At 52.1% G+C, this 19,224-nt stretch carries 23 protein-coding genes and 1 tRNA gene; 3 read left to right on the top strand and 21 right to left on the bottom strand.

What is annotated here, in order from left to right:
• Window positions 1–22: 22 nt before the first annotated feature.
• The 7 genes from B5F17_RS04285 to mtaB form a co-directional block, all read right to left on the bottom strand.
• On the bottom strand, window positions 23–1,306 hold the full coding sequence (locus B5F17_RS04285; protein ID WP_087371170.1) for an L-cysteine desulfidase family protein: 1,284 nt from the start codon (window positions 1,304–1,306) through the stop codon (window positions 23–25).
• A gap of 246 nt (window positions 1,307–1,552) precedes the next feature.
• A tRNA-Val gene (locus B5F17_RS04280) sits at window positions 1,553–1,628 on the bottom strand.
• Window positions 1,629–1,666: 38 nt separating this feature from the next.
• The gene (locus B5F17_RS04275) at window positions 1,667–2,077 is read right to left on the bottom strand and encodes a CD1247 N-terminal domain-containing protein (RefSeq protein WP_087371165.1); all 411 of its coding nucleotides are present in this window, start codon (window positions 2,075–2,077) and stop codon (window positions 1,667–1,669) included.
• A 48-nt stretch (window positions 2,078–2,125) separates the two neighbouring features.
• The gene (efp, locus tag B5F17_RS04270) at window positions 2,126–2,689 is read right to left on the bottom strand and encodes an elongation factor P (RefSeq protein ID WP_016146627.1); all 564 of its coding nucleotides are present in this window, start codon (window positions 2,687–2,689) and stop codon (window positions 2,126–2,128) included.
• Between the two features lie 214 nt (window positions 2,690–2,903).
• Window positions 2,904–3,059, bottom strand: coding sequence for a hypothetical protein (locus tag B5F17_RS14780; protein ID WP_162608072.1), 156 nt, complete (start codon window positions 3,057–3,059; stop codon window positions 2,904–2,906).
• A 65-nt stretch (window positions 3,060–3,124) separates the two neighbouring features.
• Window positions 3,125–4,240 carry an S-layer homology domain-containing protein gene (locus B5F17_RS04265; RefSeq protein WP_016146629.1) on the bottom strand — a complete coding sequence of 372 codons (1,116 nt, stop codon included), beginning with the start codon at window positions 4,238–4,240 and terminating at the stop codon, window positions 3,125–3,127.
• A 66-nt stretch (window positions 4,241–4,306) separates the two neighbouring features.
• Complete coding sequence (mtaB, locus tag B5F17_RS04260) at window positions 4,307–5,602, bottom strand: tRNA (N(6)-L-threonylcarbamoyladenosine(37)-C(2))-methylthiotransferase MtaB (RefSeq protein WP_087371163.1); 1,296 nt, start codon at window positions 5,600–5,602, stop codon at window positions 4,307–4,309.
• 210 nt (window positions 5,603–5,812) lie between these two features.
• Here mtaB and B5F17_RS04255 point away from each other — a divergent pair, with 210 nt between their 5' ends.
• The gene (locus B5F17_RS04255; RefSeq protein WP_016146631.1) at window positions 5,813–6,112 is read left to right on the top strand and encodes a hypothetical protein; all 300 of its coding nucleotides are present in this window, start codon (window positions 5,813–5,815) and stop codon (window positions 6,110–6,112) included.
• Between the two features lie 67 nt (window positions 6,113–6,179).
• On the top strand, window positions 6,180–7,070 hold the full coding sequence (locus B5F17_RS04250) for a C40 family peptidase (RefSeq protein WP_162608071.1): 891 nt from the start codon (window positions 6,180–6,182) through the stop codon (window positions 7,068–7,070).
• Between the two features lie 49 nt (window positions 7,071–7,119).
• On the opposite strand, the gene B5F17_RS04245 is transcribed toward B5F17_RS04250, so the two are convergent.
• The 11 genes from B5F17_RS04245 to B5F17_RS04195 all read right to left on the bottom strand — a co-directional run bounded on the left by B5F17_RS04245 (window position 7,120) and on the right by B5F17_RS04195 (window position 15,915).
• Window positions 7,120–7,677, bottom strand: a complete 558-nt coding sequence (locus tag B5F17_RS04245; RefSeq protein ID WP_087371159.1) for a hypothetical protein — start codon at window positions 7,675–7,677, stop codon at window positions 7,120–7,122.
• A gap of 124 nt (window positions 7,678–7,801) precedes the next feature.
• Complete coding sequence (acpP, locus tag B5F17_RS04240; protein WP_016146634.1) at window positions 7,802–8,026, bottom strand: acyl carrier protein; 225 nt, start codon at window positions 8,024–8,026, stop codon at window positions 7,802–7,804.
• Between the two features lie 28 nt (window positions 8,027–8,054).
• Entirely contained in the window at window positions 8,055–8,846 is a 792-nt protein-coding gene (accA, locus tag B5F17_RS04235) for an acetyl-CoA carboxylase carboxyl transferase subunit alpha (RefSeq protein WP_087371157.1), read from the bottom strand.
• On the bottom strand, window positions 8,843–9,694 hold the full coding sequence (accD, locus tag B5F17_RS04230; RefSeq protein ID WP_040332645.1) for an acetyl-CoA carboxylase, carboxyltransferase subunit beta: 852 nt from the start codon (window positions 9,692–9,694) through the stop codon (window positions 8,843–8,845). The genes accA and accD overlap by 4 nt, the downstream gene beginning before the upstream one ends.
• Before the next feature lie 23 nt (window positions 9,695–9,717).
• Window positions 9,718–11,064: an acetyl-CoA carboxylase biotin carboxylase subunit gene (gene accC, locus B5F17_RS04225; protein ID WP_016146637.1), complete on the bottom strand. Its 1,347-nt coding sequence runs from the start codon at window positions 11,062–11,064 to the stop codon at window positions 9,718–9,720.
• Window positions 11,065–11,080: 16 nt separating this feature from the next.
• Window positions 11,081–11,503 carry a 3-hydroxyacyl-ACP dehydratase FabZ gene (gene fabZ / locus B5F17_RS04220; protein WP_016146638.1) on the bottom strand — a complete coding sequence of 141 codons (423 nt, stop codon included), beginning with the start codon at window positions 11,501–11,503 and terminating at the stop codon, window positions 11,081–11,083.
• A gap of 13 nt (window positions 11,504–11,516) precedes the next feature.
• The gene (accB, locus tag B5F17_RS04215) at window positions 11,517–11,978 is read right to left on the bottom strand and encodes an acetyl-CoA carboxylase biotin carboxyl carrier protein (RefSeq protein ID WP_016146639.1); all 462 of its coding nucleotides are present in this window, start codon (window positions 11,976–11,978) and stop codon (window positions 11,517–11,519) included.
• Window positions 11,979–13,214 carry a beta-ketoacyl-ACP synthase II gene (gene fabF, locus B5F17_RS04210; protein WP_087371154.1) on the bottom strand — a complete coding sequence of 412 codons (1,236 nt, stop codon included), beginning with the start codon at window positions 13,212–13,214 and terminating at the stop codon, window positions 11,979–11,981. It abuts the gene before it with no gap.
• A gap of 12 nt (window positions 13,215–13,226) precedes the next feature.
• Window positions 13,227–13,958, bottom strand: coding sequence for a 3-oxoacyl-[acyl-carrier-protein] reductase (gene fabG / locus B5F17_RS04205; RefSeq protein ID WP_087371151.1), 732 nt, complete (start codon window positions 13,956–13,958; stop codon window positions 13,227–13,229).
• Window positions 13,959–13,961: 3 nt separating this feature from the next.
• The gene (gene fabK, locus B5F17_RS04200) at window positions 13,962–14,921 is read right to left on the bottom strand and encodes an enoyl-[acyl-carrier-protein] reductase FabK (protein ID WP_016146642.1); all 960 of its coding nucleotides are present in this window, start codon (window positions 14,919–14,921) and stop codon (window positions 13,962–13,964) included.
• 10 nt (window positions 14,922–14,931) lie between these two features.
• Entirely contained in the window at window positions 14,932–15,915 is a 984-nt protein-coding gene (locus B5F17_RS04195) for a beta-ketoacyl-ACP synthase III (RefSeq protein WP_242968700.1), read from the bottom strand.
• A gap of 255 nt (window positions 15,916–16,170) precedes the next feature.
• Between B5F17_RS04195 and fabD the strand changes: the two genes are divergently transcribed.
• Window positions 16,171–17,088, top strand: a complete 918-nt coding sequence (fabD, locus tag B5F17_RS04190; protein ID WP_087371148.1) for an ACP S-malonyltransferase — start codon at window positions 16,171–16,173, stop codon at window positions 17,086–17,088.
• A gap of 61 nt (window positions 17,089–17,149) precedes the next feature.
• On the opposite strand, the gene B5F17_RS04185 is transcribed toward fabD, so the two are convergent.
• From B5F17_RS04185 to B5F17_RS04175, 3 genes are all read right to left on the bottom strand, one after another.
• A complete protein-coding gene (locus B5F17_RS04185; protein WP_087371145.1) occupies window positions 17,150–17,764 on the bottom strand; it encodes a suppressor of fused domain protein in 615 nt (204 codons plus the stop codon).
• A gap of 53 nt (window positions 17,765–17,817) precedes the next feature.
• On the bottom strand, window positions 17,818–18,276 hold the full coding sequence (gene nrdR / locus B5F17_RS04180) for a transcriptional regulator NrdR (RefSeq protein WP_016146646.1): 459 nt from the start codon (window positions 18,274–18,276) through the stop codon (window positions 17,818–17,820).
• 103 nt (window positions 18,277–18,379) lie between these two features.
• Window positions 18,380–19,168, bottom strand: a complete 789-nt coding sequence (locus B5F17_RS04175; RefSeq protein WP_087371143.1) for a sugar phosphate isomerase/epimerase family protein — start codon at window positions 19,166–19,168, stop codon at window positions 18,380–18,382.
• Between the last annotated feature and the right edge of the window lie 56 nt (window positions 19,169–19,224).

Raw genomic sequence — 19,224 nt, 5'->3', positions numbered from 1 at the left:
TTACCCCTTCCAATAAAATGACTTAGAGACCGGTCATAATGCGGATGATTTCCTTATCGGTCTCACGCATACCGTCGTGCCCCAGACGACCGATATTGCGGATGGTGTTTTCGACACCCTTGGTGACAATGCCGTCACCGCCATAGAACTGCTGGCCGTCACAGTACATCTGGTGACCCAGAATACCGGCGTCGACGGCTGCCGCAATCTTAGCCGCACACGAGGGTTTTGCACCGTCACAAATGACACCGGATACCGTTGCCAGAGAGTTGACCAAGGTGTGTGCGATATCCTCGTATCCTCCACCCTGCAGCCAGGCAATCGCGGAGCCAGCCGCACAGCCAGCGCTGACAGCGCCGCAGTATGCGGACAGGCGACCGATACCTGTTTTGAGGTGGATGGTCAGAAGGTCGGATAAAGTGACCGCCTGAATCAGTTTGTCATGAGACACTTGCAGTTCCTTGGCATATTCAATGACAGGAACCGATGCGGTAATGCCCTGATTGCCGCTGCCGGAAACAATGATAACCGGCAATTCACAGCCGCTCATACGAGCATCGGAACCAGCTGCTGCCATAGCGCGTGCGCGAATCTTGACATCGTTGCCGTAGTGATGCAGTAAAACTGAGCCGATATTCGCACCCCAGTTGCCGTCGATGCCGGCCTGTGCGATGGCAGAGTTATACTCGATCTGTCGTTCCACCATTTCGCGAACATCGTCAATGCGCATGGTCTCGACGAAATCCAGAATGCCCTCGACAGACAGACTGCTGCGGTCGGTGAGCGTAGAAGCTTGTACATTTTCTGCGGTGTGTCCAGCTTCCAAGAGCAGAACGCCGTCCTTCTCTACATGGACGATGTTGGTGTGATAGTCTGCAATGCGCAGCTTCACATAGGAGTCACCGGAACGTAGCGTCAGGATGATATCAAAAATGACATCTCCTTCGGCGGGACGGACGGTGATTTCGTGTTCGTCCAAATAAGTGCGGATGGCTTGCTTTTCGGCATCAGATACCGATGCAATGACTTCCAGAATCTGATCGGCGTGTCCTGCAACGATACCCGCTGCTGCAGCTGCTTCAATACCCTTCAGACCATCGGTGTTCGGCACGACAACACTCTTGACATTTTTGATGATGTTGCCGCTGGCTTCAACCAGAACGGTCTCGGGTAAACATCCGAGGATTTCCCGTGCCTTGGCTGCACCGTATGCAATCGCAATCGGTTCTGTACAGCCCATAGCCGGAACAAGTTCCTCTTTCAGAATCTGAATATAATTCTGATAACGGATGTCAGTCGGCTGCATGTGAGTTCCCCCTTTCCTGATAAAGCAGATAGAAATAATGCGAGGCCAAAGCCCTGTATCATTGTAGCATCAAAGGACAAAATATACAAGGAAATTCCACCAGAGGTTGTGTCTATTTTGGCATGGCGCACAAAAGACACCTCGTAAAATGTAACAACTTATAGAAAAACGTAAAAATATGCGAAAACGTGAAACCTTGATTTGGAAAATAAAAAAAGCAGTTCTCATTCGAGAACTGCTTTTTAGTGGTGGACACTAAGGGGCTCGAACCCATGACCTTCCGCACGTCAAGCGGATGCTCTACCAGCTGAGCTAAATGTCCATATTCAACGTTGGAGTGAACCAACGTTGAATATTATATCAGACTTCTTCTTCGTTGTCAAGCTCTGAAAGATCAAATTCTAATTCTTCTCCGCAGGCATTGCAAACGATAGAACCGGCACCCAACATATCCTGATCCAGGTAAATAATCTCGCCACAGGTCGGACAAACAACCTGATAGAGATCCTGATCGGGATCGGGGGCAATTTCATCCTCAGTGTCGTCATCGTCGAGGAGAAAATCCTCGGTGATTGCCGACAGCTCTTCGTAAACATCGTCGAGCTCATCAAGCAGTTCCTCGTTCTGCTGCTTGAGGGTCGTTACAGCCTCAGCCAGCTCATCGAGGGCAGACAGCATACCACTGAGTAATTTGCCTTCCTTTTTCTCGGTATCGATTTCAAGACCTTCAAACAGTCCTTTCAAGTAGGCAACACGTTCTGTGACAGTCATTTAACATCCTCCTCCGTGAAAAGTGAAGACAGTATATGAAATTGGGACTTAGCCCTTTGCGCGCTCGAGGTACTCGCCGGTACGGGTGTCGATCTTGATGCGGTCACCGATCTCGATGAAGAGCGGAACCTGAACGGTAGCGCCGGTCTCGAGAACAGCGGGCTTCAGGGTGTTGGTAGCAGTGTTGCCCTTGAAGCCGGGATCGGTCTCGGTGATCTCGAGCTCAACGAAGAGCGGGGGCTCAACTGCGAATACGCTGCCCTTGTAGGACAGAACCTTAACGTTGGTATTCTCCTTGACGAAACGGAAGTCATCGCCCAGAGTGGACTTGTTGATCGGCAGCTGATCGTAAGTCTCGGTATCCATGAAGTAGTAGAGATCGCCGTCAGCGTACAGGTACTGCATCTCCTTGCGTTCAACGTAAGCGGGCTCGTACTTATCGGTGGGGTTGAAGCTGCGCTCGGTTACAGCGCCGGTGATGACATTCTTCATCTTAACGCGAACGAAAGCAGCGCCCTTACCCGGCTTTACATGCTGGAACTCAACGACCTGAAGAACCTGGCCGTCCATCTCAAAAGTAACACCGTTTCTGAATTCACCTGCAGAAATCATAATTTTGAATCCTCCAAATCATTAAACACCAGTGTGTTCTAATAAATTCTAAATGAATGCTCATATATTCTACCCTATTTTGAGCTATTTGACAAGTCCCTTTTTCACGTTTTCGTGGAAATGCGCAGAATTCGTCGGGAATTCTATGCATTTTTTACGGGCAGGAAAAAAGCGCGGAGAGAGTTCTCCGCGCTTTTTTGTGGGACAGGATCGATTAACGGCAGCCGTTGCAGCCGCAGTCGAGAGCGGGCGTGTTGCAGCAGCAGGTATCCTGTGTGTTGTTTCCGCAGCAGATCCAGAGCAGAATGATTGCAAACAGGATGATGATCCACCAAGAATCGTTGCCCCAGCAAGAAGAATTGAGATACATAATGTTTTCCTCCTTTTGTGGATTACATCTTATCCTATGATATCAGGAGGAAATTGGTTCTTGATTTACAGGCCTTTTTTCTGGACGGCTTCCAGCTGGCTCTGAGAGAAGACACCGGCAGCGACGAGATCATCACATAGCCTGCTGCCGCGCTTGGTCTTGACGAAGAGCGCACGATAAGAGGTATAGGCGACGTGATCGCGCAGGAATTTTCCGCTTTGCAGGATGGCCTGCCGCTCCCCTGCCGTTTGAATGCCCAGATCAACCGCGCTCTGGTCGGATGTTGCCCAGCTGAAATCGCCACCTGTGTCGGAGTAGCCGAGAGCACGGAGCAAAAAGGTCATGTAATCCAGATAACGCAGATCCATGGTAGAGCCAAACGTCGTGGCATCAATTCCGCTGGTGTAGCCTTGTTGATAGGCGTAAGCAACGTAGCGAGTCGCCCATGCGGGAACATCGGTAAAAGGATGCGAACCTGTACAGGATAGCGCAGCCTGTTCTTTTCCCAGCAGACGAATGAGCATTACAATGCCTTCCAACCGGGTTGCAGGACGTTCCAGCTCATAGCCTTTGCTGGTGCCCTGAAACAGACCCAGTGATTGCAGCGCATCGGCGTATGCCATGTATTGCACGGTGACATTTGAACCGGAGGAAGAAGTTCCGGTTGTGTATTGCCCAGAAATCAGAACCGAACTACTGCTTTGCAGTTTGATCGATACATTATCATCTGCGGCTAAATAGATCTGATTGATTTGCAGTGCAGAACCAGCGGACACGGCCTCTCCAGTCGTCAAATTGATCCAAGTGCCCTGCGAGACAGCTGCACTACCCGATTGCAGCGTGATTTCGGTACCGGTCTGTGCGGTGATGACCGTGTTCGCTGCCAGAGAGGACGAAGTTTTGTCGCCGAGTGCAGCCATGATTTCGCTTTCCAAACGGGTTGTGATCATTTCGGTGTCGTATTGGCTTTCCAATGCGGTTAATTTGGTGGTAACCGAGGTGTTTAAGATGGATTTCGCCTTTGCAGATGCCTGCCCCGCAACAGATTCAAGGTATGTACCGAGTACGTAAGATTGACTGATTAAAGAGTCATTTGCCGAACCCGGAAGGCTGAGCGCTCCCGCAACCGTTCCGCCTATAAAGAGCGCAATTGCAATCCAAACGATGGGCTGACGCTTCATAATGGTGCACCGCCCTCCTTTTTGTAAATGTACTGTTTTTCAGTATAATCGCTGCTGAAAGTTTTGTCAAAGACAGATCTTTCCGGACAATCCGCTTTCGGTCAGACCGGTGATTTGCACGGGCAGCTGCTTGTTTTTGGAGATTGCCGGGTGCGCAGCCTGTACAGGAAAGCAGAAGTCACTGTGTCCACTCCATAGATCGGAACCGCTCACCGGGTGTTCAAACAATACGTTCATGGTGCGGCCAATAAATCGACTGCGGTAGTCTGCGCTCATCTGGGCGGCAATCGATTTTGCTTTTGTCGCGCGTGCAGATTTTTCTGCATCGGGAATCTGCATGGGCATGGATGCTGCCGGCGTACCCGGACGAACGGAGTATGGGAATACATGCATGTCCGAGAACTGACATTGCTGGATAAATTGTAGGGTCTGCTCAAATTCTGCATCGGTTTCACCGGGAAATCCCACGATCAGATCGGTCGTGATTGAGCAGTCCGGGAAGTATGTGCGTAATTGTTCGCAGCGTTCAGCAAAGAATGCAGCCGTATAACGGCGCTTCATGCGAGCCAGCGTGCTGTCGCAGCCACTTTGCAAGGATAGATGAAAATGGGGTCGTAAATTTTGATATGCGGCGAGCGATTGACAGAAATTTTCGTCAATCGTGCGTGGTTCCAAAGAGCCTAGACGAATATGAGTATGCGGAACAGCTTGGCAAAGCTGCACAATCAAATCCAGCAGGGATGGCTGTTTGGGAAGATCACGCCCATAGGAAGAAATTTCAATGCCGGTCACGACAATTTCCTGTACTCCCGCCTCGGATAGACGGATCGCTTCGGATACCGCGGTATCCATGGGCATGGAGCGAACATGTCCGCGTGCATACGGGATAATGCAGTAAGTACAGTAGTTGTCACACCCATCCTCTACCTTGAGCAGCGCGCGTGTGCGTCCAACAGGTACGCCAGCAGGCAATACTTCGTAGCTGCGTCCGGGACAGCGGAACTTGTCCAGATCGTGCGGGAATCTTCCCTGTATGGCTTCTTCGCACAGTGCGATGACTTCAGAGCGCGCGGAGGTACCGCAGATGAGGTCGATCTCTCCGCTGGCTTGCAGTTTGTCGGGCTCAGTCTGGGCAAAACAGCCGCAGGCGGCAATGATTGCATGTGGATTTTCCCGACGAATTTTATGGAATGCGCGCAGGTTTTTGTGATCGCTGATGGCGGTGACACTGCAAGTATTGATGATGAAAGCATCGGCATCATGCGTGCAGATTTCATGGCCGCGCGCCTGTGCCTGCTGCATCAGTGCCTGCGTTTCGAACAGGTTCACTTTACAGCCTAAAGTGTAAAAACCGAATTTCATGGATAGAACTCATTTCTTGTAAGATTGCCTTATATTATACGCGAAAGTGCGCAAGAACACAATAAGAACGGTCGGATTTCGCCTGTTTAGTAAATTTTAGTTTGACAATCACAACTTATTGTGATATTATATACACGTATTGTAATTCGCGTTTGTAACCAAAATGTAATTTACAACATCGTTTTGTAATATTAGAGAAGGAGATTTTGTATGGCATCTATCGTCAAAGACGGAGAGCTCCTGATGTACAAGGGCCATCCTCTGATGCGAAAAGAGAACATTATTTATTACGGCAGCATGGAAGATCGCTACATCATTATGATGCAGATTCTCGAGACCAAGAAAGAGGGCGACCTCGAGGTTGCGACTAAGGTTGCGGTTCAGCTTCAGCAGACCAGCCAGACCGTTCGCATGAAGGATCGCATCGTTAAGAAGAGCGAAAAGAGCAGCCTGTGGAGCGCGATGGATATTGCTTCCATTTGGCTGAGCCGTGCGTTGTCGGCGAAGTAAGACAGAAATCCACGTTTGAATCGCCGATCCGCATGGTTCGGCGAAGAGAAGGAGTATTCATATGAAGATGAAGCACGTAAAGGTGGTGCTGACGACCGCACTTTCAGCAGCGATGGTCATCGGAAATGCATCCGCCCTTTATGCGGGTGTTAATACCGCTTCTACCAACTTGAATTTCCGTGAATCCGCAGGAGGCACTGTAATCGGTGCAATTCCGAGCGGCGCGAGAGTAGCAGTCATCGACAATACCAGTGAATGGTATCGCGTTGCGTATAATGGCGCAATTGGTTATGTCAGCGCAGACTATATTCAGTACAGCGAAGACGGAGACGTAGATCTTGGAACGGGTATCGTAAACGAGGATTCGGTTAACATCCGTACCGAGCCCAACACCGATTCCGAGGTTATGCTCCAGCTGAATACCGATGATTGTGTTGACGTCAATGGCGTTGTCGATGGCTGGTACCGCGTTGCGATCGATGATACGGCAGGTTATATCTATGCTGATTATCTGACTTTCGAGCATACCATGACCGATACCCCGGCACAGCATCATGAAGCTGCTGCTACGCAGGAACAGTCCAGCGCAGAAGCGGACAAGCTGCTCAGCTATGCAGAGAAGTTCCTGGGCACCCCGTATGTTTACGGTGGCAGCACGCCGAGTGGTTTTGACTGCTCTGGTTTTACTACATACGTATTCCGTAATGCACTGGGTATTTCCCTGCCCCGTACTTCTTCGGAACAGAGCCAGACCTACACCCGTATCAATTCGATCTCTGAGCTCAAGCCCGGCGATCTGGTATTCTTCGGCAATGGTTCCAAGGTAAACCATGTTGGCATTTATGTTGGTGAGGGCGAGTTCATCCACTCTCCGCACACCGGCTCGTATGTCAAGTATGATACCCTGAACTCCGGCAACTACTACAAGAACTTCATGTGGGGCGGCCGCGTCCTGTAATGAGCAAATGACAAGACCTGAAACCAAATCGGTTTCAGGTCTTTTTTTATCAATCTAAGTTGATGTATAGGATTTCATTTTCAATCGAGAGCGATTGCAGCGAAATGCCCTGTGCACGCAGTCCATTGGTTGCAGCCTCAGCAAGCGTATCACAGACTGGCTCCAGTAAACTGTGCGGCAGTGTAAGTCCTCCGATTTCGAGCGCCTGCGGATGCAGGATGATGGAACCTTCCTGATATCCGATTGAGACAACTGCGGTGAGTTTGCATGTATTGGGCAACAGGATCGAGGCAGCGCGCGGCAATTCCAGCGCGCTGGGGTCGATGTCTGCGGTAAAACATGCACTTCCCTGCTCGGTCAATTGAATGTTCAAATTGGTCAGCGGGAAATCAACCGGAAGCTGCCGGGAAATCAGAGTAGTCAGGGCACCGCCGTCGAGTGTGATTTGTCTGGTATCCTGCTCAGCGTCACGCCCGGAAACCCGTTGAACGGTTGTGCGCGGCATATGCAGCGGTATGTCACTGTGCAAGACGACTCGTCCGATTAGAAGCACACAGAGCAGCAGACAAACGAACATGCAGACAGAGGGCAAATATTTACGCAGCATGATAGGACGCCTCACTTCCCGACTCTTTTGATAAAAGATATGTCGGTGAACGCATGGTTATGTTTTCCGAGCATAGAAAAAAGCATCCCAAACTGGGATGCTTTCTTGTACGCAAAGCGATCAATTACTGATTCTCTTCGATGTACTTGCAAATATCACCGATGGTGGACATCTTCATAGCTTCCTCGTCGGAAATGGAGATACCGAAGTTCTCCTCCAGATCCATCATCAGCTCAACGATGTCGAGGGAGTCAGCGTTCAGATCTTCCTTGATCTTGGTGTCCATGGTCATGGACGCTGCGTCTGCGTCGAACTTCTCAGCCAGCAGCTCACAAATCTTTTCAAACATAGTGTGTCTCCTTTTTGATAAAGAGTTTTTATTCTGCGAAAATTCCGATTTTGCGGAATTTCTCGTAGCGTTTTTCAAGCAGTTGGTCAATCTGCGATACATTCATCAGCTCTCGCAGCTGTTCACCAATTGCTTTTTTGACATTGCGCATCAGGGAACCACTTTCCGGAATGATGCCTTCAATCATGCCGAATGCATACAGATCATCCGCAGTGATTTTCAGACGCTCTGCAGCTTCAAATTCACGGCTGGCATCCTTCCACAGAATGGACGCACATCCGCGCGGCGAGATCACCGAATAAATGGCATTTTCCAGCATCAGAACGCGGTCGGCTACGGCCAGTGCAAGCGCACCGCCCGAACCGCCTTCACCGGTTACAATGCTGATAACCGGGGTGTGCAGCGCCATAAAATCACTCAGGCAGCGAGCAATCGCCTCACCCTGTCCGCGCTCCTCGGCGCCGACACCGCAGAATGCACCGGCGGTATCAACAAAGCAGATGACCGGACGATGAAACTTCTCAGCCTGCTTTGCCAGACGCAGCGCCTTGCGGTATCCCTCAGGATGCGCCATTGCAAAGTTTGCCTTGATGTTTTCCTCGGTATTTTTGCCCTTGCGGTGACCGATTACCGTAACCGGAATGCCCTGGAAGGTAGCGACACCGGCGCAGATGGCATAGTCATCTGCATAACCGCGATCACCATGCAGTTCGATGAAATCATCGAAGATGGTGCGGGTGTAATCGTCGATCGTGGGACGTTTGCTGTCGTGAATGATACGCATTTTATCGCGTACAGGGAGTTTTTCTTTTGTACTCATACCGAATCCCCCTGTCTCTGATGCATCCGCAGGAGCGTTTCCAGCGTGTGCTTCATTTGATTACGCGCTACAATTTTATCACAAAATCCGTGCGCAAGCAAGAACTCTGCGGACTGAAAATCATCCGGAAGTTTTTCGCCGATGGTACCCTCGATGACACGTCGGCCAGCGAAGCCGATCGTTGCACGAGGCTCGGCCAAAATAATATCTCCGAGCGAAGCAAAACTTGCCGTTACACCGCCGGTCGTCGGGTCGGTCAGAACGGTGATGTAGAGCAGACCAGCGTCCGAGTGACGGCGTACCGCACCGGATACCTTAGCCATCTGCAGCAGAGAGAACATACCTTCCTGCATGCGAGCGCCGCCGGAAGCCGTGAACAGAATTACAGGCAGCTTGTGTCGGGTCGCATATTCAAACAGGCGGGTCAGCTTTTCACCGACCACGCTGCCCATAGAAGCCATCAGGAAATGGCTATCCATGACACCAAGGCAGGTCTCAAGACCGCCGATGGTGCACACACCGGTAATCACGGCATCTTTCATGCCGGTCTTTTCCTGAAGGGTTTCCAGCTTCTCGCTGTATCCCTCGAAGTCCAGCGGATTGCAGGGACGGATATTGGAAAACAGCTCGGAGAAAGAATCCTTGTCGGCAGTAATGCGGATACGCGTGCGAGCAAGCAGACGCGCATAGTGTCCGCAAGACGGGCAGACGTAAAGGTTGCGGCCATAATTGCGTGCCTGTAAGTGTGTACCGCAGGCTTTGCAGACAATCTGCGGCTTTTCTTCAGGCAGCGTCGATGCAGATTTCATCTGCATGGAGGTTGTTCTTGTTTTCTGAAAAAGATCGATCAGCATGTAGAAAACCTCCTTTCTTAGCGGTCAAAATCGCCGTTGGCGATGGAATTGGTGTGGAAATTACCCGAAATAAATGCATCCGATGCCAGCAGATGTAAGTGGAAATCGGTGCTGGTGGTAACGCCGTCGAATAAGGTCTCAGCGAGCGCACGACGCATGCGGGCGATTGCCTGGGTTCGGTCTTCGCCGCTAACGATCAGCTTGCCGATCATGCTGTCATAGAACGGCGGAATCATGTAGCCCTGATAGGCAGCGGTATCCATGCGGACACCCGGGCCGCCGGGCAGGTGCATTGCGTTGATTCGTCCCGGACAGGGTGCGAAATCACGTGCAGGGTCTTCTGCGTTGATACGGCATTCAATGGCGTGACCGCGCAAATGCAGGTCTTCCTGCGTAAACGACAGCGGCTCTCCTGCTGCAATACGAATCTGCTCGCAGACCAGATCAACACCGGTAACTTGCTCGGTGACCGGATGCTCTACCTGAATACGGGTGTTCATCTCACAGAAGAAGAAATTCTTGTCGTTATCGACCAAAAATTCTACCGTACCGGCATTGATATAGCCAACCTTTTTGGCAAGATCACGCGCAGCACAGCACATTTTTTCGCGGGTTTCCGGATCGAGGAAGAACGAAGGTGCTTCCTCCAGCAGCTTCTGATGACGGCGCTGGATGGAGCATTCACGTTCAAAGAGATGTACGACGTTGCCCTGCGTATCACCCAGAATCTGCACCTCGATGTGGCGCGGATTCTCGACGTATCGTTCGATATACAGACGACCATCACCAAAGTTTGCCTGTGCCTCGCTCGATGCAGTGTCGTAGGCGCTCTTGAGCTCTTCCGGAGTCTTTGCGACCCGGATACCCTTGCCGCCGCCGCCGGCAGAAGCCTTCAGCATGACCGGATAGCCGATCTTTTTTGCCCAAGCCTCAGCCTCAGCGTAATCAGCGACCGCACCGTCCGAACCCAGAGCAACCGGTACACCTGCTGCAATGGCGGTACGTTTTGCCTCAGACTTATCACCCAGCAGATGAATGGTCTGCGGCTTAGGGCCGATGAAGGCAATGCCATTTTCAATGGCCATCTGTGCAAATTCAGCGTTCTCAGACAGGAAACCAAAACCGGGATGGATTGCCTGCGCACCCGATGCCAGCGCTGCCGAGATCAGGTTTTGCATATTGAGATAGCTGTCACGCGGATTGGCAGGGCCGATGCAAATGGCCTCGTCAGCAATCTGCGCGTGCAGTGCCTCGCGATCGGCTTCTGAATACACAGCAACTGAGATGATGCCAAGATCACGGCAGGCGCGGATGATGCGCACTGCGATTTCGCCGCGATTGGCAATTAGGATTTTTTGAAACATAATACAATCACCCGAATCACTTGCCGATGAAGCACTTAATTTCTGCTTCGGAAGCCAGTTCTCCGTTTACGAAGGTCTTGCCCTGTGCAATCGCAAGCGGGCCGCGCTGCTTGACCAGCTCGATCTCCATGCACAGCGTCTCGCCCGGATGAACCATGCGGCGGAACTTGGCCTTGTCGATGCTGGTGTAGAAAGCGGTCTTACCGCGGTTTTGCTCTTGAGAGAGCAGAGCAACCGCGCCGACCTGAGCCAGTGCTTCCAGCTGGAAGACAGCGGGCATGATCGGTGCGCCGGGGAAATGGCCCTGGAAGAAGAATTCTTCGCCGGACAGATGCAGCTCACCCTTTGCACCATTGTCAGACTGTTCGGTAATGGTATCAACCAACAGCATCGGCGGACGATGCGGGATGATCTCCATGATTTGTTCTTTGGTTAGCATGTGATTGCCCTCCTTACTCGATGACGACAAGTACCTGCTTGTATTCGACCATGTCGCCGTTCTGAGCGAGAATGCGGCTGACTGTGCCGTCACAGGGGGCGGTAATTTCGTTCATGGTCTTCATTGCTTCAATGATAAACAGCGTGTCGCCCTTCTTGACCTGCTGGCCGACCTCGATAAACGGCGGCTCTTCGGGAGCGGGAGCGCTGTAAAAGATGCCGACCAGAGGTGCCTCAACCGGCGTGCCGGAGAAGGATTCCTCGACCGGAGAAGCGGCTGCGGGCTGTGCCTGCGGTGCTGCGGCAGCTGCCGGAGCAGCGACTGCAACAGCGGGAGCGGCTACAGCAACCGGAGCCTGCTGCGCTTCGATGCGAATCTGAAAATCCTCACACTTGAGCGAGAACGCGGAAAGATTGCGCTGACGGACGGCATCCATCAGGTCAATCGACAGTGCCTTTAATTCTTTTGCGTCCATTTAGTCCTCCATTTTCCGGAACAGCAGAGCTGCATTGTGACCGCCAAAGCCCAGAGAGTTGCTCAGTGCGATATTGACGGGTGCTTCTACTGCATGGTTAGGTGTGATGTCCAAATCACAATCCGGATCGGGTTCCTCATAGCCGATGGTAGGCGGAATGATACCGTTCTGGATTGCCATGACACAGGCAATCGCCTCGACCGCACCTGCTGCGCCGAGCAGATGGCCGGTCATCGACTTGGTGGAAGAAATGTGCACCTTATATGCACTCTCGCCCATTGCCTTCTTGATTGCCATGGTCTCGATCTTCTCATTGATCGGAGTCGAGGTGCCGTGTGCGTTGATATAATCGACCTGATCGGGGGTGATGCCAGCGTCAGCCATTGCAACCATCATAGCGCGTGCGCCGCCCTCGCCTTCCGGATCGGGAGCGGTGATGTGGTATGCGTCCGAGGTTGCACCGTAGCCGATCACCTCAGCCAGGATTTTCGCACCGCGTGCCTTTGCATGGCTCAGGCTTTCGAGTACCAGTGCACCAGCGCCCTCACCCATGACAAAACCGCTGCGGCGTGCATCGAACGGAACCGAGGCTGCCTCCGGGTCCTCGCCGGTATGCAGAGCCTTCATGTTCTGGAAGCCAGCAGTTGCAATGCGGATGATGCATGCCTCTGCGCCGCCTGCGATCATAACGTCCTGATAGCCATGCTTAATAGCGCGGTATGCTTCACCGATCGCATGGTTGCCGGTTGCACAAGCGGTAACCGGGCAGATGGACTCGCCCTTAAAGCCGAGCAGCATAGAGATGTGTGCTGCGCCCATGTTGGCGATCATCTCGGGGATGCAGAGCGGAGATACGCGGCCGGGGCCCTTTTCGACCATCTTGGGGAATTCATCCTCAAATACCTTCAGACCGCCAACACCGGAACCGAAGAACACGCCCGAACGATAGGGATCGAAGGAACCTTCGACCAGTCCGGCCTGATCTGCGGCCTGCTTGGCTGCTGCGACTGCAAAATGGCAGTAGCTGTCCATGCGCTTTGCCTCGCGCTTATCAACATACAAAGTCGGGTCGAAGTCCTTGACTTCAGCCGCAAGCTTTGCTTTAAAGTTGGTAGTATCAAAATGGGTAATCGGTCCAATACCGTTTTTGCCGGTCTTCAGACCCTCCCAGAAGGTCGGGACATCATTACCGATCGGGGTAACTGCACCCATACCTGTGATAACGACTCTTTCCATGTATGATCCTCCTTAGATGCCCATGCCGCCGTCTGCGATGATAACCTGACCGGTTACGTAAGATGCGGCGTCGGATGCGAGAAACGCAACCACATTTGCGATCTCTTCCGGCTGGCCAAAACGGCCGAGAGCAATTTGCTTTTTTGCGCCTTCCTTGACAGCGTCGGGAAGGTTTTGGGTCATATCAGTATCAATAAAACCGGGAGCGACAGCATTTACGGTGATGCCGCGCGCACCGAGTTCCTTTGCTGCGGATTTGGTCATACCGATCAGACCGGCCTTTGCAGCCGAGTAGTTGACCTGACCAGCGTTTCCGGCGACACCGGAAACCGAGCTGATGTTGACGATACGGCCAGCCTTGGCACGCAGCATCATCGCACCACACAGACGGAGCATATTGAATGCGCCCTTGAGGTTGGTGCTGATGACCTCGTCGAACTGTGCCTCGCTCATGCGTACGAGCAGACCATCGCGGGTGATACCGGCGTTATTGACCAGAATACCCGGCACGCCAAGCTCTTCCTTGATTTCCTTGAGCGCTGCGTCACATGCTGCAAAGTCAGCGACGTTCCAAGCCTTTGCAACGGCACGAACACCGTGTGCACGGCACTTTTCTGCAACTGCTTCTGCCTTTTCTACCGAAGAAGAGCAGTTGATGACAACGTCGTGACCCTGCTCGGCCAGTTTTTCAGCGATTGCGGCGCCAATACCGCGGGAGCCACCAGTAATGATTGCTAATGCCATGCGTTAGCCTTCCTTTCCAACAAAACGTGCGGCGCGAGCGGCCAGTACTTCCTCAGCTCCGCCGATGAGCTTGTCCATGATTGCCTTACAGGTGGTGGGCTCGTTGAGCAGACCGGCAATCTGACCGGACATGAAGGTACCTTCCTCAAAGTTGCCGTCCTGAACAGCCTTGCGCAGCGAACCTGCGGTCATAGCCTCGATTTCCTCGAGTGAGCGGTCGTCGCCGGTCTTTTCCAGCTGTGCACACTTGCGTACCAGCGGAGACTTGATCGAGCGAACCGGATGACCGTTTGCACGGCCGGTAACCATGGTCGAAATATCGCTTGCTTTGAGAACGAGTTCCTTGTACTTGTCCGAAATCTCGCACTCTTCTGCGGTCAGGAAGATGGTGCCGCACTGTACGCCTTCTGCGCCCAGTGCCAGCATTGCAGCAACACCGCGGCCATCGCCTGCGCCGCCTGCACCGATTACCGGAATGCTGACTGCGTCGACAACCTGCGGCAGCAGAGCCATCGTGGTGGTCTCACCGATGTGACCGCCGGACTCCATACCTTCAGCGATGACGGCGTCTGCACCAGCGCGCTCCATGCGCTTTGCCAGTGCAACCGATGCAACGACCGGAATGACCTTGATGTTTGCGGCCTTCCAGTCTGCCAGATACTTGCCGGGGTTGCCTGCACCGGTGGTGATGACCTCGATCTTTTCTTCTACAGCCAGCTTTGCCAGATCATCCGCATTGGGGCTGAGCAGCATGATATTTAAGCCCAGCGGCTTTTTGGTCAGAGCGCGTGCGGTGTGGATCTCCTGACGGATGACTTCAACCGGAGCAGCACCGCCGGCGATGATACCAAGGCCGCCAGCCTCGCTGACAGCAGCTGCCAGATGACCGTTTGCGATCCAAGCCATAGCACCCTGGAAAACAGGGTATTCAATTCCGAGAAGCTCTGTAATTCTGGTTTTCATGATATCCTCCTCAAATCCGAATCAGTGCAGCGCCATAAGTCAGGCCGCCGCCGAATCCGCTAATAACGATGTGCTGGCCGGCCTTGAGCTGACCATTCTTGCGCATTTCATCCAAACAAAGTGCAACGCTGACACCAGAGGTGTTGCCGTAACGATCAATGTTGACGTAAACCTTTTTGGGGTCCAGACCATAGCGTGTGGTGACCATTTGCAGGATACGTACATTTGCCTGATGCAGAACGAACCAATCAATCTGATCGGCGGTCATGTTTGCCTGATGCAGTACCGCATCAATGGCCTCGGGTACAGCAGATGCAGTGAAACGGAATACATCGCTGCCAGCCATTTTCAGGAAACGGTGGTCGCACACAGCGCGGGGACCCTGTGCCAGAGGATCTTCTACCGGCAGGCATTGTGCCTTGAGGCACTCGCCCAGCGTACCGTTTGCGCGCATATAAGTCGTCAGGACACCTTCCTGCTCAGAAGCCTGGAATACAGCAGCTGCTGCACCATCACCGAAGATGACACAGGTAGAGCGGTCGGTGTAGTCGATGATGCGGCTGAGCGTCTCTGCGCAGATGACCAGAACATTCTTGGCCTTTCCTGCACGGATGAAGCTGTCTGCAACATCTACACTGTACACAAAACCCGAGCAGGCCGCGGACAGATCAAAAGCCATTGCCTTGGATGCGCCCAGCTTGCCCTGTACCATACAGGAAACCGAGGGCGTGAAGAAGTCCGGGGTTGCGGTGCCGACGATGATGAGGTCGAGCTCGGATGCGTCCAAAGCGGCATCCTCCAGTGCACGTCGACCAGCCTCGAGAGCCAGTTCCCAAGTCGCGGTATTTTGTGCAATACGGCGTTCGCGGATACCCGTGCGTTTTACGATCCATTCGTCGTTGGTATCTACCATGCTTTCCAGCATTTCGTTCGTCAATTTCAGGTCCGGCATGTAACTGCCAGTACCAATCAGTCTCGTACCGATATTGTTCACGCTCCTCGCGTTTTATAATATAAATCCGGTGTTAAATCCTGCCAGATTTGCAGCGGAAAAAAATTTACTTTATCAATCGCCGGAAACCACCAAATCGACAAAAGATTTAGAATTTGGCGATAGTTTGATTGACAAAGTAATCTTATAATATTATAATAAGACCCGATTGTGATGTCAACCTTTTCTTGATAGAAAAAACGGAAAAGATGGAAAAATACGTGGTTTTGAAAACCATGAACAATGGAGGAGAAGGTAATGGAATACGGATTTGCATTTTTCCCTGGACAGGGCGCACAGCACACACAGATGGGTCAGGCGCTGTATGAGAGCAGCGAGGCGGCACGCCGCGTATTTGATCGTGCATCGTCTGTTGCAGACCTGGACGTTGCAAAACTGTGCTTCGAGAGCAGCCAGGAAGAGCTGAATCGTACGGTCAATTCGCAGATTGCGATTTTCACCCATTCGCTGGCTTGTTATGAGACACTTAAGGATGCAGGTGTTACTTTCAAGGCATGCGCTGGCTTTTCGCTCGGTGAGTATACCGCGCTGGTGGCAGCAGGCATTCTGTCCGTTGAGGACGGCATTCGTCTGGTACGCCGCCGCGGACAGCTGATGCAGCAGGCAGCGGATTCCATGGATGGCTGCATGGCAGCGATTCTGGGACTGGAAGACGAGCAGGTTGAGCAGGCTTGTGCATCGGTCGACGGCATTGTGTTCCCTGTAAACTATAACTGCCCGGGTCAGCTGGTTATCGCCGGTGAGCGTCCGGCGGTTGAAAAGGCAATTGCAGCTTGCAAGGAGGCTGGTGCACGCCGTGCCCTTCCCCTCGCAGTCAGCGGTGCATTCCATACCAGCCTGATGGCTGAGGCTGCAAAGGAACTGCGTGCATTCGCGCAGGATCTGACCGTACACGAAGCAGTGATGCCGATTTACACCAATGTAACGGGCGAGAAGCTGGAAGTTACCGATCTGCCCGCACATCTGGAGCGTCATATGTGCTCTCCGGTACGCTGGAAGAGCTTGGTTGCAAACGGCATGGCTGATGGCCTAACCACTGGTGTTGAGATCGGCCCTGGCAAGACTCTGGCTGGTTTTGCTAAGAAGATCAGCAAGGAACTGACCGTGCGCACGGCAGAAACACCGGAAGATGTTGCAGCAGTTGCTGGCGCATAATTCAGAAAAAGAAAGGCGAAATAAAATGAAAAGAACCTGACATTTGTCAGGTTCTTTTTGGTTATAGAATGGAATCTCGAGTATAATCGGTCAGTCCATCGGGTAACTTCTCAAGCAGCGCGGAGACCGTTGTTTTGCCATCTACAAGGGCTTTCAGCTCGGCATCGGTTGCACCGACCAGCTGCACAAACTGTACCTTGCCGTTCGGTGTATCCATCGTACCCAGCCCATCTTCCATGGTTAAAAATCCGGTGATTTGCGAACTTCCGTCCGCATCAATGCCGGTGGTCTGGCCGGTGTAAATATACTCTTCGGGAGAGAAAATATCGCCGTCTTCAAAAGACATGCGTGCGAGCGTCTGCAAAATGCCGCAGATGTTTTTATATTCCTTGTCGCGCTTGCGGATGCCGTCTTTTTTGAGCTTTAACGTCAGTTCAAAGCCCAGACCGCTGTATGCAGCATGCTGAGATTCCTTTTCGTAGAGCTCGGAAAATCCATAGGTGACAAAGTGGTAGTACGAACCGCCGTCGTAAATGCTGATGCCGTCGAGCGGGTCGTTGCCGCCCATACGATAGCTCAGAACTGGTGCATAGTGGATTGGATCAGTTTGGTCAGGGTATAAGGTGAGCATGGCCTGCGTAATGGCGTCCCAACCGCTGGTTTCGGGCATATCCATGATTATATCATCTCCTTATCACGAAAAAGCGGCCAAAAACAGGCCGCTTTTGCTTACTTCTTGTTTTGCAGCAGAGAATTGAGCTCTTCCAGGAAGGTATTGATATCCTTGAACTGACGATAAACCGACGCGAAGCGCACATAGGCGACTTCGTCGACGTTTTTCAACTCCTGCATGACCATTTCACCGATTTTCTGGGAAGAAATTTCGGTTTCCAGTGTACCGAACAATTTTTGTTCGACGGTATCTACCAGTTGCTCCAAGCGTGCCTGAGGTACCGGGCGCTTTTCGCATGCTTTCATCACACCGCTGAGCAGTTTATTACGATCATAAGGCTCACGGGTGCCATCACGTTTGACCAGCATAAGGGGCAGGCGCTCAATCGTCTCGTAGGTTGTGAAACGCTTGAGGCAGTGAAGGCATTCGCGTCTGCGGCGGATGCTAGTTCCCTCGTCTGTCGGTCGAGAATCTACGACCTTGCTGTCGGGGTAATTACAGAACGGGCACTTCATAAGATCACTCACTTATCTTCACATAGGTTCATGCATATATTTTACCATAGAACCAATCTGCGGCAAAGAGGTTTTTGCAAAAATCGCAAAAATCTTTGAGGGCTCAATATAATTTTGCGCGAAGCAAATCGCCTGCACATTGTACCTGAAAATCGTCAGAAAAGTTTGCAGAATAGACCTCAATGAGCATCTGATGGTCGTATTGATACCGTTTCAGCGATTGCATGAGCAGGTCATAATCCATACTTCCCTCCCCTGGCAGCAGACAGCTGTGGGTGGTATCGTAGTCGTTAATATGGATATTGCGCAGACGATTTCCCATCACATCCAGATAAGCCGACCAATGCTGACCGGCACGGTTGGCTTGCTTGATATCTAAGGTATAGCGCAGTTCCGGGACATGTTCGGTCAGCAGCCGCAGATATTCCGGATCACGGGATTTACACCATGCGACGTTCTCCTGTGTCAGCGTGATCCCCTCCTGCTGCGCCATATCGCATAACGTGTGATAGACCTCATAGGTGCGTTCCATGTGTTCAAACAGAGTCTCCTGTGCCATGAAACGCTCTCCGTGAAAGGTCAGATATTGAGCGCCCAATCGTGCTGCGGCACGCATGTACTTGCGGTATTGCGTCAGTCCATCTTCTGTTCGGCGCGCATAGTTTGAGAATAAAAGCATGCCTTCCATCAAAGACGTGTATGGATGAATGGAGATGATTTCGATACCGTTGTGATCGGTTGATCGTTTCAGCGTATCCAGAAAAGACGGATCATATTCGCTTTCGGTGTTGAAGAAAATCTCGATGACCGAGAAGCCGAGGGATGCAATCCGGTCAATGGTTTCCTCGAGCGGCTGCGGATAAAAACAAGCGGTGGAGATGCCGAGGCGCATGGACGCCCTCCTTTCGTGAAAGAAAAGAAGGACACCAAAACGGTATCCTTCTTTAT

Origin of the sequence: Butyricicoccus pullicaecorum, from assembly GCF_002160355.1 — a bacterium.
Taxonomy (GTDB): domain Bacteria; phylum Bacillota; class Clostridia; order Oscillospirales; family Butyricicoccaceae; genus Butyricicoccus; species Butyricicoccus pullicaecorum.
The sequence above is the reverse complement of the archived record's forward strand: the minus strand, read 5'-3'. Positions and strand labels throughout refer to the sequence as shown.